This window comes from Rhodococcus sp. BP-332, from assembly GCF_019836065.1.
Classification (GTDB): Bacteria; Actinomycetota; Actinomycetes; order Mycobacteriales; family Mycobacteriaceae; genus Rhodococcoides.
Map to the genome: position 1 here is coordinate 860409 of NZ_JABUEC010000001.1, position 17266 is coordinate 877674.

Here is a 17266-nt window from a genome sequence, read left to right on the forward strand (position 1 = left end):
ATCGGCATTTCCGCATCACGCACCGCCCGACCACGAGAAGGAGCACGACGACGATGTCGACATCCATTTCCTTTCCCCGCTTCCTGCGTATGGGACCCGGCGCCGTCGAGGACCTCGGCCAGGTACTCGACGACCTCGGAGTCGAGCGCCCCCTCCTCGTGACCGACAAGTTCATGGTCAGCACGGGTGCAGCGGACCGCGTCATGGGCATCATCGCGGCCGCCGGCAAGACCGGCGCGCTGTTCGCCGAGACGGTTCCCGACCCCACCACCGACTCCCTCACCGCCGGGGTCGCCGCCGTCGCAGCGCACGACGCGGACGCCGTCATCGGCTTCGGCGGCGGGAGCCCCATGGACACCGCGAAGGCACTGTCGGTGCTGAGCAAGGGCGGCGGCGTCATGCGCGACTACAAGGCACCCGGCCCGTACACCGGACCGGCGCTGCCCATCATCGCCATCCCGACCACGGCCGGAAGCGGTTCGGAAGCAACGCAGTTCACCGTCATCACCGACAGCGAGTCGGACGAGAAGATGCTGTGCCCCGGCCTGTCCTTCCTCCCCATCGCCTCCGTCGTCGACCCCGAACTCACGATGTCCATGCCGCCACGCCTCACCGCGGACACCGGTGTCGACGCGTTGACCCACGCCATCGAGGCGTACGTCAGCAAGAAGGCGAACCCGATCTCCGATGCGTTGGCCCTCAACGCCATGCGCACCATCGGACGGTTCCTCGTACGCGCGTACACCGACGGGGACGACGCCGAGGCGCGCGCCGCGATGATGGCCGCGTCCACCCAGGCCGGGATGGCGTTCTCCAACGCCAGCGTGTGTCTGGTGCACGGCATGAGCCGACCCATCGGTGGCCACTTCCATGTCGCACACGGCTTGTCGAACGCGATGCTGCTGCCCGCGGTCACCGCGTTCTCCATCCCCGGCGCCCCGGAGCGGTACGCGGAGTGCGCGCGGCAACTCGGCGCCGCACATGAGGGTGACGGCGACGACGTGGCCTCGGCAGCACTGGTCACCTACATCGAGAACCTCTGCGCGACGGTCGAAGTGCCATCCCCGAGCGCGCACGGTCTCGATGCGGACAAGTGGGAGAAGCTCGTCCCGTTGATGGCGGAGCAGGCACTTGCCTCGGGCTCGCCGAACAACAACCCGGTGGTCCCCACGGCGCAGCAGATCGAGGAGCTGTACCGACAGGTGTTCTGACGCCACCCGGTTGCTTGTTCCGCCGGGTTGCTTGGTCCGCCGCGCGCTGCGCCCGGCGGTCAGCCCCGTTCACCGCTCAGCCGGCGGCACACCCTTCACCTGGTCCACGAACTCGTCGAGCTCCGCTTCGGTGTACGGCGTGTGCACTCGCACGGTCGATCCGGGTCGCAGCGCCACCGACAACCCCGGCCGCCATTCGCGAGCCGGTCGAACCGGACGCGGGGCGAAGCCGCCACCGCAGTTGGGGCACACATTCGACAGGCGCGTGACGCAGGCGGTGCAGAAGGTGCACTCGTAGGTGCAGACATGGGCGTCGACGGACGACGGGGGCAGATCCACGTCGCACCGTTCGCAGTTGGGCCGCATGTCCATGATGTGGGCGCAGAGGGGTTCGAACCCCCGACCGCTGGTGTGTAAAACCAGAGCTCTACCGCTGAGCTATACGCCCCGTCGTTCCCCGACCGAGCCGGGGAACGCGCTCAAGAATCTAGCGTGGCGAGGGCCTTCTCCCAAGCCCCCTGGTCACGGGCCTCGCCCGGACCCATCATCTCGGCGAACCGCACCACTCCGGACGTGTCGATGAGGAAGGTTCCGCGGTTGGCGAACCCGAGGTCCTCGTTGAACACGCCGTACTGCTGCGCCACGGCGCCGTGCGGCCAGAAGTCCGACAGGAGCGGGAACGTGTATCCCTGCTCGGCGGACCAGATCTTGTGCGTGGGAGGCGGACCGACCGAGACGGCGAGCACCGCGGTGTCGTCGTTCTCGAACTTCGGCAGCTCGTCGCGCACCCGGCACAGTTCACCCTGGCACGTGCCGGTGAACGCGAGCGGGAAGAAGATCAGCAGCACGTTCTTGGTGCCGCGATAGTCCGACAGCGTGACGGGCTGGTTGTTCTGGTCCTTCAACGTGAAGTCGGGAGCCTCGACTCCCACCTCGAGCGTCATCAGCGCTTCGTGGGCTGAGCCTTGGGCTGCACCAGCCGACTGCCTATCCACGCACCGAGGTTCGTGGTGGAGGTCTGGGTGAGGCCCGCGGTGGGTGCGGACTCGGCGATCTCGCTGGGCTCGACATGGCCGGACTGGCCTGTCTTGGGAGTGAGGACCCACACGAAACCGTCGTCGGAGAGGGGGGTGATGGCGTCCATGAGGGCGTCGACCAGGTCTCCGTCCCCGTCGCGCCACCACAGCAGCACGACGTCGACCACCTCGTCGGAATCCTCGTCGACGGTCTCGCCGCCGATCATCTCCTCGACGTCGGCCCGCAAGTCGTCGTCGGTGTCCTCGTCCCAACCCAACTCTTGCACGACCATGTCGCGGGTGACTCCGAGCTTCTGGGCATAGTTCTGGGCGTCCGCCGCGGCGACCACGGTCGTGTCCTCCTTCGAGTCGTGAACCCGATCGAGACCGACCGGGCGATACAGCAAAGTGTGCAGTAGTCAAAGCGAACAGGGTCGGGCGCCCCGGCGCAAGCCGACGCGGCGATCTGCGCGTTTTTCCGTTGCATTGATTTCACGCTTACCCAATCGGGAACCACCTGCACCAAGCGGGGTCCGATGGGGCAGGATTGACCTCGATCACCCGAGATTGACCCAGATCACCGTGAAGCTGCACAGCGGGCCGGCGTCACAGGACCGGCTCGCACTGGACCGGGAGCACACCATGCTCCCGCCACATCGAGGAGAACACACGTTGTCGGAATCGACGAAGGAAGAGCGCACCGACGCGGCAGACGCCGCGATGGGCGCTGTCGCCAGGAAGGCGAGCACGGACGGCCGTGTTCGCGTCATCCGAGAGGGGGTGGCGTCGTACCTTCCGGACATCGACAGTGACGAGACCGACGAGTGGATGGAATCCTTCGACCAGCTCCTCGAGCGCTCCGGGCCGCAGCGCGCCCGCTACCTGATGCTGCGCATGCTCGAGCGTGCCGGTGAGAAGCGTGTGTCCATTCCCGCGCTGACGTCGACCGACTACGTCAACACCATCCCCACCGAGAACGAGCCGTGGTTCCCCGGCGACGAGTCCATGGAACGCCGCTACCGCGCCTGGATCCGCTGGAACGCCGCGATCATGGTGCACCGAGCGCAGCGCCCCGGCGTCGGCGTCGGTGGCCACATCTCCACGTACGCCTCGTCCGCTGCTCTGTACGAGGTGGGCTTCAACCACTTCTTCCGCGGCAAGGACCACCCGGGCGGCGGTGACCACATCTTCATCCAGGGCCACGCTTCCCCCGGCATCTACGCCCGCGCGTTCCTCGAGGGTCGCATTCCGGCCGAGCGTATGGACGGCTTCCGCCAGGAGTACAGCCACGCGGATCAGGGCGGCGGCCTGCCGTCGTACCCGCACCCGCGTCTGATGCAGGACTTCTGGGAGTTCCCGACGGTGTCGATGGGCCTCGGCCCGATGAACGCCATCTACCAGGCGCGCTTCAACCACTACCTCGCCGACCGCGGCATCAAGGACACCACCGATCAGCACGTGTGGGCGTTCCTCGGCGACGGCGAGATGGACGAGCCGGAGTCGCGAGGCCTCGCTCACGTGGCTGCCACCGAGGGTCTGGACAACCTGACCTTCGTCGTCAACTGCAACCTGCAGCGCCTCGACGGCCCGGTGCGCGGCAACGGCAAGATCATCCAGGAACTGGAGTCGTTCTTCCGTGGCGCCGGCTGGAACGTCATCAAGGTCGTGTGGGGCCGCGAGTGGGACACGCTCCTGCACAAGGACCGCGACGGCGCGCTGGTGAACCTGATGAACACCACGCCCGACGGCGACTTCCAGACGTACAAGGCCAACGACGGCAGTTACGTCCGCGACAACTTCTTCGGTCGCGATCCGCGGACCAAGGAACTGGTCAAGGATCTGAGCGACGCCGAGATCTGGAACCTCAAGCGCGGTGGCCACGACTACCGCAAGGTCCACGCCGCGTACGCCGCCGCGATGGAGCACAAGGGCCAGCCGACGGTGATCCTGGCGCACACCATCAAGGGCTACACGCTGGGCAAGCACTTCGAGGGCCGCAACGCGACCCACCAGATGAAGAAGCTGACGCTGGACGACCTCAAGGCGTTCCGCGACATCCAGCACATCCCGATCTCCGACGAGGAGCTCGAGAAGGATCCGTACCTGCCCCCGTACTACCACCCGGGCGAGGACTCCCCCGAGATCCAGTACATGCTCGATCGCCGCAAGGCCCTGGGCGGATACGTCCCGGAGCGTCGCACGTCGGCGAAGCCGCTGCCCATGCCGCCCGACTCGACCTACAAGTCGATCATGAAGGGTTCCGGCAAGCAGGAGGTCGCGACGACCATGGCGCTCGTCCGCGTCATGAAGGAACTTCTTCGCGACAAGGAGATCGGCCATCGCGTCGTGCCGATCATCCCCGACGAGGCCCGCACCTTCGGTATGGACTCGTGGTTCCCGTCGCTCAAGATCTACAACCGCAACGGCCAGCTCTACACCTCGGTCGACTCGGAACTGATGCTCGCCTACAAGGAGAACGTCACCGGCCAGATCCTGCACGAGGGCATCAACGAGGCCGGCTCGACGTCGTCCTTCACGGCCGTCGGCACGTCGTACGCCACTCACGGCGAACCGATGATCCCGCTGTACATCTTCTACTCGATGTTCGGTTTCCAGCGGACAGGCGACGGCCTCTGGGCCGCTGCCGACCAGATGGCCCGCGGCTTCGTGCTCGGCGCCACCGCCGGCCGCACCACCCTCACCGGTGAGGGCCTGCAGCATGCCGACGGACACTCGCTGTTGCTCGCGGCGACCAACCCGGCGGCCGTCGCGTACGACCCGGCGTTCTCGTTCGAGATCGCGCACATCATCAAGGACGGTCTGCGCCGGATGTACGGCGGCACCGAGGGTGTGGAGGGATTCGGTGGAGAGAACATCTTCTACTACATCACTCTGTACAACGAGCCGTACCGCCAGCCGGCGGAGCCGGAGAACCTCGACGTCGAGGGTCTGCTGAAGGGCATCTACCTGTTCCAGAAGGGCAAGGCCGACGGCCCGAAGGCGCAGATCCTGGTCTCCGGTGTGGGCATGCCGTCCGGGCTGCGTGCGCAGGAACTCCTCGCCGAGGACTACGGCGTGTCCGCGGACGTCTGGTCGGTGACCAGCTGGGGCGAACTCCGCCGCGACGGTGTCGACGCCGAGACCGAGGCCCTGCGCAACCCCGGCGACGAGCCGCGCGTCCCGTACGTCACCAGCAAGCTGCAGGAGGCGGAGGGACCCTTCGTCGCCGCGTCGGACTGGATGCGTGCTGTTCCGGATCAGATCCGTCAGTGGGTTCCCGGCCACTACACGACGCTGGGCACCGACGGGTTCGGCTTCTCCGACACCCGCACCGCGGCACGGCGGCACTTCAACGTCGACGCCGAGTCGATCGTCGTCGCCGTGCTGTCCGCGCTCGCCCGCTCCGGTGAGGTGGACAAGGACAAGGCCGTCGAGGCAGCCGAGCGCTACCAGATCGACGACGTCCTGGCCGCTCCGATCTCCACGGCCGATCCGGGCGTCGCCTGACAGTTGCACCAGGCACGCCGCGTAAGTTCGTGGCCATGGCCGACATCGCTCCCGATTCCCCCGACGGTTCGCCGGAGGGGGAATCGGAGCGTGTCCGGGAACGCCGCGAGCTCCGCCGCGCCGCCGCGGAGGCCCACCGACCCGGTGGCGCGATCCGCGCGAGACAACAACGAGTCCCGCTTCCCGATGCACTGCTGCGACGGGTGAAACAGTTCTCCAGCAGGCTCTCCACCGAGGCGCTGACCCAGATGCAGGATCAGCTGCCGTTCGTGAGCGACCTCGATGCGTCGCAGCGCGCGAGTGTGCAGATGCTCGTGCAGACGGCCGTCGTCAACTTCCTCGAGTGGTTGCAGAACCCCGACAGCGACATCCGCTTCAGCCTCGACGCGTTCCAGGTCATCCCGCAGGATCTGGCGCGGCGCCTGACTCTGCGGCAGACCGTCGACATGGTGCGGGTCGCCATGGAGTTCTTCGAGCAGTGGCTCCCGGCCCTGGCGCGCAACGATCAGCAACTCGTCGCGCTCACGGAAGCAGTGCTGCGCTACGGGCGCGAGCTCGGATTCGCCGCCGCGTCGGTGTACGCGAGCGCGGCCGAGTCGCGTGGCGCGTGGGACACCCGGCTCGAGGCCCTCGTGGTGGACGCCGTCGTCCGCGGCGACACCGGCTCGGACATGCTCTCGCGTGCCGCGACCCTCAACTGGGACGCGACCGCGCCGGCCACCGTGCTCGTCGGATCGCCTCCACCGGATCAGGGCGTCTCCGTCGTCGGGACCGTGCACACGGTGGCGCAGCGCCACCATCGCGCCGCGCTCGCCGTCGTGCAGGGCACGCGTCTGGTCATGGTGGTCTCCGGTCATCTTTCCGGCGACCCGACCAGTGCCGCCTTCCTCGACGACCTCATGCGCAACTTCTCCGACACCCCGGTGGTCATCGGCCCGACGACCCGCACCCTCGGCGCCGCGCACTCGAGTGCCGTGGAGGCGTTCGCGGGGATGCAGGCGGTGGTCGGATGGCGGGGAGCACCGCGGCCGGTGCACGCGGGTGAACTATTGCCGGAACGAGCGTTGCTGGGCGATCAGGCGGCGGTCACGTCGCTCAACGAGCTCATCGTCCAGCCGCTCCAGGCTGCCGGATCGGCACTCTCGGACACGCTCGATGCGTATCTCGATTGCGGCGGAGCGGTCGAGACGTGTGCCAGGTCACTGTTTGTTCATCCAAATACTGTGCGATATCGGCTCAAGCGAATCGCGGAGGTGACTGGTCGGGATCCGACCAATGCCCGTGATGCGTACGTCCTGAGAATCGCGGCAACAGTGGGTCGCCTGTCGCAATCCCATAACGAAAGCCCATCACCGATAACAACAGTCACAGCCGGAACATTTGGGAATCTCATACAGTAACGGATCTTGCGCCAGGAGCGATGCGACCCATCCTGCAGGGCGTTTGTAGGGTTCTGACAAATACGACCGACAAGGTTCATCGCGTAGAACATCTCCTGAAACGGCCTTCACAGTGTTTTCTTAGTTCCGTGATTGCAGTGCTTTCGCCCGGACAGGGCTCTCAGACACCCGGCATGCTCGTGCCGTGGCTCGGACTCCCCGGGGCCGCGGATCGTCTCGCCCTCTGGTCGCAGGCGTCGGGCCTCGACCTGACGCGGCTCGGAACCACCGCCACGGCGGAGGAGATCACCGACACCGCCGTGACCCAGCCGCTCGTCGTGGCCGCTGCGCTCCTCGCCTTCGAGGAGATTGAGCGCACGCACGGACTGCCGGAGAACATGGTCGTCGCCGGCCACTCCGTCGGTGAACTCGCCGCAGCCGCCGTCGCGGGCGTCATCTCCGCCGACGACGCCGTCGCTCTCGCCGCGATCCGCGGCGCCGAGATGGCCAAGGCCTGCGCACTGGCTCCGACCGGCATGTCCGCCGTGCTCGGTGGCGACGAGGACGCGGTCCTCGAGCGTCTGACCGAGCTCGGCCTCGAGCCCGCCAACCGGAACGCCGCCGGCCAGATCGTGGCCGCCGGTCTCCTCACCGACCTCGCCGAGCTCGCCGCGAACCCGCCCGAGAAGGCGCGCATTCGCCCGCTGCCCGTCGCCGGCGCGTTCCACACGCGCTTCATGGCACCCGCGCAGGACGCCGTGGTCGCCGCAGCTGCCTCCATCACGCCGTCCGAGCCGACGCGTCGCCTGCTCTCCAACCTCGACGGCCGCGAGGTCACCTCCGGCGCGGACGCACTGGCCAAGCTCGCCGGCCAGGTCACCCGGCCCGTCCGGTGGGATCTGTGCACCGCGACGCTGCGCGCGGCCGAGGTCGCCTCGATCGTCGAGCTCCCGCCGGCCGGCACCCTCGTCGGGATCGCCAAGCGCGAGATGCGCGGCACCCCGACGGTCGCCCTCAAGACTCCGGAGGACGTCTCCGGCCTCACCGCCCCGGTATCGGTCGGTTAGGTTACTGCGCGCAACCCCGCCGGTCCGTCACGGACCGGGCCGGGGATGCGCATCGCTCACCACACGTCGTGAGGTGAGCGGGGCCGGTACGTAGCCGGCCCGACTCGAGAACGAGCGTTCGTCGAGACAGCATCCGCACCGGCGCACAGTCGCGCCGTGTGCACAGTTCCTTACACGAAGGGAGCCACTCCGTGGCCACGCAGGAAGAACTCATCGCCGGACTCGCCGAGATCATCGAAGAGGTCACCGGCATCGAGCCGTCCGAGGTGACCGTCGAGAAGTCGTTCGTCGACGACCTGGACATCGACTCCCTCTCCATGGTCGAGATCGCAGTGCAGACCGAGGACAAGTACGGCGTCAAGATCCCCGACGAGGATCTCGCCAGCCTCCGCACCGTCGGCGACGCCGTGAACTACATCCAGAAGCTCGAAGCCGAGAACCCCGAGGCCGCCGAGGCCATCAAGGCGAAGCTCGACAACCAGAGCGACTCCGCAGGCGAGTGAGCACGACCGTGACCACGCCCAGCACAGCCAACGGGGGCTTCCGCAACGTCGTCGTGACCAGCCTGGCGGTGACCACCTCCATCGCCGGTGACGTCGACGCGACGTGGAAGGGACTGCTGAACGGGGAGAGCGGCATCGACGTGCTCGAGGACGATTTCGTCACCGAGTTCGATCTTCCGGTTCGCATCGGCGGCCATCTGGCCGTCAATCCATCAACTCTTCTCTCTCGCGTCGAACAACGACGCATGAGCTACGTCGAGCAGATGGCATACGTCCTGGGCAAGGAGGTGTGGAAGAACGCCGGCAGCCCCGAGGTCGACTCGGAGCGGTTCGGCGTCTCGATCGGCACCGGCCTGGGCGGCGGAGACGCGCTGCTCGACGCCGACAAGAAGATGCGCGAGGGCGGGTACCGCAAGGTGTCCCCGCTCGCCGTGCAGATGATCATGCCGAACGGACCGTCGGCTGTCGTGGGGCTCGACCTGGGTGCACGCGCCGGTGTCATCACACCGGTCTCGGCATGCTCGTCGGGATCGGAAGCGATCGCTCACGCATGGCGGATGATCGTCATGGGCGACGCGGACATCATGGTCACGGGTGGGGTCGAGGGACACATCGACGCGGTGCCGATCGCGGCCTTCTCGATGATGCGTGCCATGAGCACACGCAACGACGATCCGCAGGCGGCCTCGCGGCCGTTCGACAAGGATCGTGACGGCTTCGTCTTCGGCGAGTCCGGTGCGCTCATGGTGATCGAGAGCGAGGAGCACGCCAAGGCTCGCGGCGCGACGATCCATGCTCGCCTTCTCGGCGCCGGCATCACCTCGGACGGGTACCACCTGGTGGCTCCCGATCCTGCCGGAACCGGTGCGGCGCGTGCGATGCGCCGGGCCATCGAGACGGCGGGACTGACGGCGCAGGACATCTCGCACGTCAACGCCCACGCCACGGCCACTCCCATCGGGGACACGGCCGAGGCCACCGCGATCAACGCTGCGGTGGGCAACCACGCATCGGTGTACGCACCGAAGTCGGCCCTTGGGCACTCCATCGGCGCTGTCGGCGCCCTGGAGTCGATCCTGACAGTGCTCAGCATCCGGGACGGGATCGTTCCGCCCACGCTGAACCTGGACAACCAGGATCCGGAGATCGACCTCGACGTCGTGTCGGGCGAGGCCCGTCGCGGCGAGATCGAGTACGCACTGAACAACTCGTTCGGATTCGGTGGGCACAATGTTGCGCTCGCCTTCGGACGCCACTGACGGCTCCGCAGCCGTCACGGCGTGACAGTCGTACGCGCACGAGGGCGGAGGTCCGGCGACCGCGGTCGCCGGGTCTTCGCCCGCACCACCACTCCCCTGCCGGGAGCGGCAGTATGAAGGGGAGAACACGATGACCGTCCTCGCTCCGCACACCCGCCACTCCTCGTCGCGTGACCCGCGCGACCCCCTCGCTCGTCTCGAGAAGCTCTTCGACTCCGGTACGACCACCCCGCTGCACGACCGTGACAAGTCCGGTGTGCTGGCCGCCTCGGGTGAGATCGACGGAGTCCGCACCATCGCCTACTGCTCCGACGCCACCGTCATGGGCGGCGCCATGGGAGTCGACGGCTGCAAGCACATCGTCTCCGCCATCGACGAGGCCCTGGACTCGGGAGCGCCCATCGTCGGCATCTGGCACTCCGGTGGGGCCCGTCTCGCCGAGGGCGTCGAGGCTCTGCACGCCGTCGGGCTGGTCTTCGAGGCCATGGTGCGTGCGTCGGGCACCGTTCCGCAGATCTCGGTCGTGCTCGGATTCGCCGCCGGCGGCGCCGCGTACGGACCCGCGCTCACCGACGTCGTGATCATGGCCCCCGAGGGCCGGGTCTTCGTGACCGGTCCCGACGTGGTGCGCAGCGTCACCGGCGAGCAGGTCGACATGGCCTCGCTCGGTGGGCCCGACACCCACTTCCGCAAGTCCGGCGTCTGCCACATCGTCGCCGACGACGAACTCGACGCCCTCGCACGGGGACGTCGGCTCGTGTCGATGTTCAGTGAGCAGGGCGAGTTCGACCTGGCCGCCGCCCAGCACGGCGACACCGATCTCAAGGCACTCCTGCCCGCGTCGAACCGCCGCGCGTACGACGTGCACCCGGTCGTCCACGAGCTGCTCGACAACGTCGAGGGCGAGTCGTCCTTCGAGGAGTTCCAGGGTGGTTGGGCGCGCAGCATCGTCACCGGGCTCGGCCGCCTCGGCGGTCGCTCGGTCGGTGTCATCGCCAACAACCCGATCCGCCTCGGTGGGTGCCTCAACTCCGAGTCCGCCGAGAAGGCCGCCCGCTTCGTCCGCCTGTGCGATGCCTTCGGCATCCCGCTCGTCGTCGTCGTGGACGTCCCCGGATACCTCCCGGGCGTCAGCATGGAGTGGGAGGGCGTGGTCCGCCGCGGCGCCAAACTGCTGCACGCGTTCGCCGAGGCCACCGTGCCCCGCGTGACACTGGTGACCCGCAAGATCTACGGCGGCGCGTACATCGCGATGAACTCACGGGCTCTCGGAGCAACGGCCGTCTACGCCTGGCCGGAGTCCGAGGTCGCGGTCATGGGCGCCAAGGCGGCCGTGGGCATCCTGCACAAGAAGGCACTGGCAGCGGCGCCCGATCACGAGCGCGAGGCGCTGCACGACCGTCTGACGGCCGAGCACGAGGCCATCGCCGGTGGTGTCGAGCGGGCCGTGGGCATCGGCGTCGTGGACGCGATCATCGATCCGGCCGCCACCCGCAGCACTCTCACCCGCGCGCTGGCGGACGCCCCGGCGCGCCGTGGTCGCCACAAGAACATCCCGCTCTGAGTGGCGTCGCCCCGTGAGCCTTTTGCGCATCCCTGGATGCGCAAAAGGCTCACGGGGGCCGGAGGCCCACTAACTCGCGAGCCAGGTGACCTCTCCGCCGACTCCACCGAGACGGAACTGTTCGAGCTCCGCGTCCCAGGCGGTACCGAGAACGTGATCCAGCTGCGCGTACACGTCGCCGCGTCCCTGTTCGAGGATCGACCGCAGCCGCTGCTCGCCCACCATGACGTCGCCGTTGGCACTGGTGGCGCCGTGCCACAGGCCGAGGCCGGGCACGTGCGCGAAGCGTTCACCGTCGACACCCTCACTGGGGTCCTCGGTGACCTCGAAACGCAGCATCTGCCATGAGCGCAGCACGCTGGCCAACCGGGCGCCGGTGCCCACGGGGCCGGTCCAGTTGGTGGTGGCCCGCAGTTGACCGTCGAATGCGGGCTGCGCGGTCCACTTGAGATTTGCTCGGCAGTCGAGCGCATCGGACAGCGCCCATTCGACATGCGGGCACAGCGCGGCCGGCGACGAGTGAATGTAGACGACACCCGTGGTCGAGTCCGCGAATTGGTTCAGTGCGTTCACCGTTACCTCCAGCTTCGACGAGGGACGTCTTCCCCAACGGCCTGACGCGTCTGCTGATGTACGGCTTCTACCAGTGTGCCTCGAGTTACCCCTGTTACACCAGTCGTTCGGTGTGTCGGGTGGGTTCCGGCGGCGTGTCGCGGCGGGTCACACGCCCGCGAGCACCGTGTCACCCAACGCGGTCCACAGCCGCTTGGCCCAGTCCCCGAAGGCGCGGTCGGCGAGCACGACGCACGAGACGCGGGCTTCGGGGTCCACCCAGAGGAACGTTCCCGACTGCCCGAAGTGCCCGAACGTGCGCGCCGAGTTCGTCTCCCCCGTCCAGTGCGGCGACTTGTGGTCACGGAGCTCGAAGCCCAGACCCCAGTCGTTGGGTCGCTGCGACCCGTACCCGGGGAGGATGCCTCCGAGTCCCTCGAACTGCACGCTCGTCGCCTCGTCGACGGTCTGGCGGGAGACGAGCGTCGGTGCGAGCAGTTCCGCCGCGAACGCCTCCATGTCGCGGAGATTGGACCGGGCTCCGTGGCCGGCCGACCCGTGCAGCTCGGTCGAGGTCATACCCAACGGTTCGAGCACGGCGGCGGACAGGTACTCCCCGAACTCGATGCCGGAACGCTCGGTCACGTGCTCCGCCAGGATCTCGAAGCCGGCGCTCGAGTAGATGCGTTTCGTCCCCGGCGCCGTGGTGGACCGTCGGTCGTCGAACGCGACTCCCGAGGTGTGGGCGAGAAGGTGTCGGACGGTGGATCCTTCGGGTCCCGCCGCCTCGTCGAGCTCGACGGCTCCCTCCTCCACCGCGACGAGCGCCGCGTAGGCGACGAGGAGCTTGGTGACCGAGGCCAGTTCCTGCACGCGGTCCCGATCACCGTGCCGCGCGGCCACGTCGGGACCGTCGGTGATCACCGCGGCCGACACCGCCGGGACCGGCCAGTCGGTGAGTGAGGACAGAATCTCGGATGCGTTGCCGGTGACCACGAGCCCGACTGTAATTCACACTCGTCACAGAATCTCGATGCGTCCGGGTACACGCGACTAGCGTGCGTGGAATGACCTCGGCTGGAACCACCCGCACCGCCCACGGCACCTGCACCCTCTGCGAGGCCATGTGCGGACTCGAGTACACGGTGACCGACGAGGGTGTGCAGTCCGTCCGCGGGGACAAGAAGGATCCGTTGTCCCGCGGACACATCTGCCCCAAGGCGACCGCGCTCGTCGACATCCTGAACGACCCCGACCGTGTCCGCCGACCGCTGCAGCGCACCGAGTCGGGGTGGCGCGAGATCGGGTGGGACGAGGCGGTGGACCTCGTGGCGCGACGCCTGTCCGCCATCCGTGACGAGCACGGCGCCGACGCCGTGGGTGTCTACGCGGGCAACCCCAACGTGCACAGTCTCGGCGCCATGACCCACGGCATCCCGTTCCTGTCGATGCTGCGCACCCGCAACCGGTACTCCGCCACGTCGCTGGACCAGTTGCCGCACCAGCTGACCAACATGTTGTTCTACGGGCATCAGCTCCGTCAGCCGATCGCCGACATCGACAACACCGACTTCTTCCTCGTCCTCGGCGCCAACCCGATGGCGTCGAACGGATCCATGATGACGGTGCCCGATTTCGGGAAGCGGGTGAAGGAACTGCGCGCACGTGGCGGGCGCATGGTGGTGATCGACCCGAGGCGCACCGAGACGGCGGACGTCGCCGACACCCACCACTTCATCCGTCCCGGCACGGATGCGCATCTGCTGCTGGCGCTCGTTCACGTCGTCCTGGCCGACGGCGCCGCAACCCCCGCCCCGTACGTCGACGGCGTCGAGGGTGTGACCGAGGCGGTGGCGGCGTTCACGCCCGAGGCCGTGGCACCCCTCACCGGTATCGACGCCGACGTGATCCGCACGCTGGCACGCGATCTCGCGAGCGCCGGATCGGCCGCGGTCTACGGCCGGATGGGTGTCTCCACCCAGGAGTTCGGCACCGTGTGCCAGTGGGCGGTGCACGTCCTGAACATCCTGACCGGCAATCTCGACCGGGTCGGCGGCGTGCTGTTCACCGATCCGGCCGTCGACCTGATCGCGAACAAGATCACCGGCCGCGGTCATTTCGACAAGTGGCGCAGCCGGGTGCGGGATCTGCCCGAGTTCAGCGGCGAGCTCCCGGCGTCGACCCTCGTGGACGAGATGACCACCGACGGGCCCGGGCGCGTCCGCGCCATGGTGGTGGCGTCGGGCAACCCGGTGCTGTCGATGCCAGGCGGCCCCCGACTCGACGACGCGTTCGCCGGGCTCGACTTCATGGTGTCCTTCGACATCTACGTCAACGAGACCTCACGCCACGCCGACATCATCCTGCCGTCCACGGTGGCCCTCGAGCGGGACCACTACGACCTGATCTTCTCGACCTTCGCGGTGCGGAACACCGCCAAGTTCAATCCAGCCGTCCTGCCGAAAGAGGCCGACGCGCGCCACGACTGGGAGATCTTCCGCGATCTGAGTCTGCGCTACGCCGCCGTCCGCCGCCGCGGAACGCGCGCGCGGACCCTGGGTCGGGTGAACACCGCGGCCGTGGTCCGTGAGGTGCGCACTCGGCTGTCCCCCGCCCGAACGGTCGAACTCCTGCTGCTGCGCGCTCGCGGGGTCACTCTGCGGACACTTCGGAAGAACCCGCACGGCACCGACCTCGGTCCGCTGCGTCCCGGTCTGCCGGGCAAGCTGCTCACCCGCGATCGGCGTATCGGTCTGATGCACGACGTGATCACCCCGGACATCGACAGACTGCGGAGCGCTCTACTCGCCGCGACGCCGTCCGCGGACGGCGAACTGCTCCTGATCGGGCGCCGCCACGTTCGCAGCAACAACTCGTGGATGCACAACGCGCCGCGTCTCGTGAAGGGCAAGCCGCGCCACGGTCTGCTGGCACATCCCGCCGATCTCGACCGTCTCGGCATCGCCGACGGGGACACCGTCGAGGTCGTGTCCGCCGCCGGCTCCGTGCGCATCGAGGTGACGGCGAGCGACTCGGTGATGCCCGGCGTCGTGAGCATCCCGCACGGTTTCGGGCATGACCGCGACGGTGTGCGACTGACGGTGGCCCGCGACGTCCGCGGACCGAGCGTCAACGACCTCACCGATCCGGACCGCGTCGAGGGCGTCGCGGGAAATGCCGTCCTCAACGGTGTCCCGGTGACGCTCCGGCTCGTCAGGACCGATGATCAGGACACGTCGAGCAGCCGGGTCCCGTCGACGAGCAGCGAGCGGAGGGTGGGTTCGTCGACGGGCGGACAAATGGCGTGACCCTGCGCGCGGTGGCAGCCCAGCTCGACCAGAGTGCGCGCCGCCGCGGACGTCTCGACTCCGTTGGCGACGACGTCGAGCCGGAGTGACCGAGCAAGTCCGATCATGACCGAGACGAGCGCACGATCGTCGCCGTCCACGCCGAGCCCGTCGGTGAAGTGCCTGTCGATCTTGAGCACGTCGAGCGGCAACCTCTTGAGATGCAGCAGTGACGAGTAGCCGACACCGAAGTGGTCGATGGCCGTCCTGATTCCCCTGTCGCGCAGGGAGGTGAGGGCTGCGCCCGATCGCGCCACCGAATCCACCACCGCGACCTCGGACAGCTCCAGGCAGAAGCAGGCCGGGTCGATCCCGTGGGTCCGCAGGACGTCCGCCACCTCCTGCGCGAAGTCGCGCACGGCGAGGTGGACCGGTGAGATGTTCACGCGCAGAACCAGGTCGGTGCGACCCGTGGCGTCCCGCCAGCTCACATACGCCCGGCACGCCGCATCGATGACCCAGCGCCCGAGTTCCGGGGCGAGGTTCGCCGCGTCGGCGATGGGCACGAACACGTCGGGCCCGAGCATGCCGCGGGTCGGATGCGGCCAGCGGACGAGAGCTTCCACTGCGGTGATCTCACCGGAACGCAGGTCCACCTCGGGTTGGAAGTGCAGCACCAACCGGTCGTGAGAGATGGCATGGCCCAGCGTCAGCTCGACGTCGGTCCGCAGGTCGTTGGTCGCCGCGATCTCGTCCGAGTAGAGGACGACGCCGTTGCCACCCGACGACTTCACGTGCAGCGCCGCCTGATCCGCCCGGCGCAGCATCTCCGACGGATCCGCGGTTCCCACGGCCACGCCGATACTCGCGGTGCGGGTCACCCTGTCGTCCCCCACCACCATCGGCTCGGCGACCACCGACCGGACCATCTCCGCACGCTCCGCACCGTCCTCGGCCGTGGGCGCACCACCGAGGACGACGACGAACTCGTCCCCGCCGAGCCTCGCCACCACGTCCCCCTCCGGCAGTCGGCGGCGGATGCGGTCCGCGACGGTGCGCAGGAACTCGTCACCCATGCGATGGCCGAGGAAGTCGTTGAGAGCGGCCAGCCGGTCGATGTCCACGAACAGCACGCCCACCGCGGTGCCGTCGCCGGCGCGCCCGTCGAGCAGCTCGGTCAGCCCGTGACGGTTCGTCAGCCCGGTCAGTTCGTCGATCATCGCGGTGTGGCGCAGTTCGTTCTCCGCGGCCACGCGCCTCTGCACCTGGGCGAGCATCGCTCCGACCGCAGTGACGGCCTCGAGCTCCTCCGCGGTCCACTGGCGGTCGGCGAATCGAACGAAACCCAGGACGCCCAGGGTGCGGCCGTCGCCGACCAGGGGTACCGCGACCATCGTGGTCGCCGGAACCCCTGATGCGTCCTTCACCCGGTCGCGGTAGTTCTCGGGCTGATCGCTCGGCCGGTAGATCTCGACCTCGGTCTGGCTGCGCGACCGGGCGAACACGGGATCCGCTCTGTCGAAGTACACGACGCCCAACGGATCCGGGTCGGGAACGACGGGCCGCGGGGGCCACTCCGCGACGAGAATCGACGCGTCGATGCGCTCGTCGTTGTGCCGGAGAAAGCACGTGTCCATCCCGAAATCGGTGGACAGGTCTCGGAGCAGCGCCCGGTACGCCTCGACGACGTTCGCGGAGTCGGCACCGAGCAACCGCGTCGCCAACTCGGACACGAGCGTGTTGAGGGGCCGCCGGACACTCGTCCGACCTTCCATCCCATCCATGACTTCTCCTGAAATCCCCTGATCGGCCCGATGCCCCCGCACGGCCGTCACCACCCCACCCGGTCGATGCAGCGTGTCGTACTCGCAGCTCGAGGCATCTTCCGCGCATTCTGATCAACATCTGATCCGAAAATGCA

14 protein-coding genes and 1 tRNA gene are annotated in these 17266 nt (G+C 68.2%); 8 read left to right on the forward strand and 7 right to left on the reverse strand.

The genetic code is table 11. The features are described 5' to 3' along the window. The first annotated feature begins 53 nt into the window (after positions 1-53). The gene (locus HQ314_RS03995) at positions 54-1211 is read left to right on the forward strand and encodes an iron-containing alcohol dehydrogenase (RefSeq protein WP_222630469.1); all 1158 of its coding nucleotides are present in this window, start codon (positions 54-56) and stop codon (positions 1209-1211) included. A gap of 69 nt (positions 1212-1280) precedes the next feature. On the opposite strand, the gene HQ314_RS04000 is transcribed toward HQ314_RS03995, so the two are convergent. The 4 genes from HQ314_RS04000 to HQ314_RS04015 all read right to left on the reverse strand — a co-directional run bounded on the left by HQ314_RS04000 (position 1281) and on the right by HQ314_RS04015 (position 2577). Further along, a complete protein-coding gene (locus HQ314_RS04000) occupies positions 1281-1583 on the reverse strand; it encodes a DUF1272 domain-containing protein (protein ID WP_308119221.1) in 303 nt (100 codons plus the stop codon). A 4-nt stretch (positions 1584-1587) separates the two neighbouring features. Continuing rightward, a tRNA-Val gene (locus HQ314_RS04005) sits at positions 1588-1659 on the reverse strand. A gap of 31 nt (positions 1660-1690) precedes the next feature. Beyond that, positions 1691-2155, reverse strand: a complete 465-nt coding sequence (locus HQ314_RS04010; protein WP_204868236.1) for a peroxiredoxin — start codon at positions 2153-2155, stop codon at positions 1691-1693. Beyond that, the gene (locus tag HQ314_RS04015) at positions 2155-2577 is read right to left on the reverse strand and encodes a DUF3052 domain-containing protein (RefSeq protein WP_027505760.1); all 423 of its coding nucleotides are present in this window, start codon (positions 2575-2577) and stop codon (positions 2155-2157) included. Before HQ314_RS04015 ends, HQ314_RS04010 begins: the two co-directional genes overlap by 1 nt. Before the next feature lie 370 nt (positions 2578-2947). Here HQ314_RS04015 and aceE point away from each other — a divergent pair, with 370 nt between their 5' ends. From aceE to HQ314_RS04045, 6 genes are all read left to right on the forward strand, one after another. Continuing rightward, positions 2948-5734, forward strand: coding sequence for a pyruvate dehydrogenase (acetyl-transferring), homodimeric type (gene aceE / locus HQ314_RS04020; protein ID WP_239533026.1), 2787 nt, complete (start codon positions 2948-2950; stop codon positions 5732-5734). A gap of 35 nt (positions 5735-5769) precedes the next feature. After that, complete coding sequence (locus HQ314_RS04025) at positions 5770-7134, forward strand: CdaR family transcriptional regulator (protein WP_081821256.1); 1365 nt, start codon at positions 5770-5772, stop codon at positions 7132-7134. Between the two features lie 128 nt (positions 7135-7262). Further along, complete coding sequence (locus tag HQ314_RS04030; protein ID WP_222649306.1) at positions 7263-8180, forward strand: ACP S-malonyltransferase; 918 nt, start codon at positions 7263-7265, stop codon at positions 8178-8180. A gap of 191 nt (positions 8181-8371) precedes the next feature. Further along, entirely contained in the window at positions 8372-8683 is a 312-nt protein-coding gene (gene acpM / locus HQ314_RS04035) for a meromycolate extension acyl carrier protein AcpM (RefSeq protein ID WP_027505756.1), read from the forward strand. Between the two features lie 8 nt (positions 8684-8691). Further along, on the forward strand, positions 8692-9942 hold the full coding sequence (locus HQ314_RS04040) for a KasA/KasB family beta-ketoacyl-ACP synthase (RefSeq protein WP_027505755.1): 1251 nt from the start codon (positions 8692-8694) through the stop codon (positions 9940-9942). A gap of 130 nt (positions 9943-10072) precedes the next feature. Then, positions 10073-11506, forward strand: coding sequence for an acyl-CoA carboxylase subunit beta (locus HQ314_RS04045; RefSeq protein ID WP_222630462.1), 1434 nt, complete (start codon positions 10073-10075; stop codon positions 11504-11506). Positions 11507-11575: 69 nt separating this feature from the next. Here the strand turns inward: HQ314_RS04045 and HQ314_RS04050 are convergent, their stop codons facing one another. Then, complete coding sequence (locus tag HQ314_RS04050) at positions 11576-12079, reverse strand: DUF3145 domain-containing protein (protein WP_027505753.1); 504 nt, start codon at positions 12077-12079, stop codon at positions 11576-11578. A gap of 147 nt (positions 12080-12226) precedes the next feature. Beyond that, complete coding sequence (locus HQ314_RS04055; RefSeq protein ID WP_308119222.1) at positions 12227-13054, reverse strand: serine hydrolase domain-containing protein; 828 nt, start codon at positions 13052-13054, stop codon at positions 12227-12229. A gap of 71 nt (positions 13055-13125) precedes the next feature. On the opposite strand from HQ314_RS04055, the gene HQ314_RS04060 reads away from it, so the two are divergent. Further along, positions 13126-15366: a molybdopterin-dependent oxidoreductase gene (locus HQ314_RS04060; RefSeq protein WP_222649307.1), complete on the forward strand. Its 2241-nt coding sequence runs from the start codon at positions 13126-13128 to the stop codon at positions 15364-15366. On the opposite strand, the gene HQ314_RS04065 is transcribed toward HQ314_RS04060, so the two are convergent. After that, entirely contained in the window at positions 15285-17129 is a 1845-nt protein-coding gene (locus tag HQ314_RS04065) for a bifunctional diguanylate cyclase/phosphodiesterase (protein ID WP_222649308.1), read from the reverse strand. The two genes, HQ314_RS04060 and HQ314_RS04065, sit on opposite strands and share 82 nt — an antisense overlap. Positions 17130-17266 lie beyond the last annotated feature (137 nt).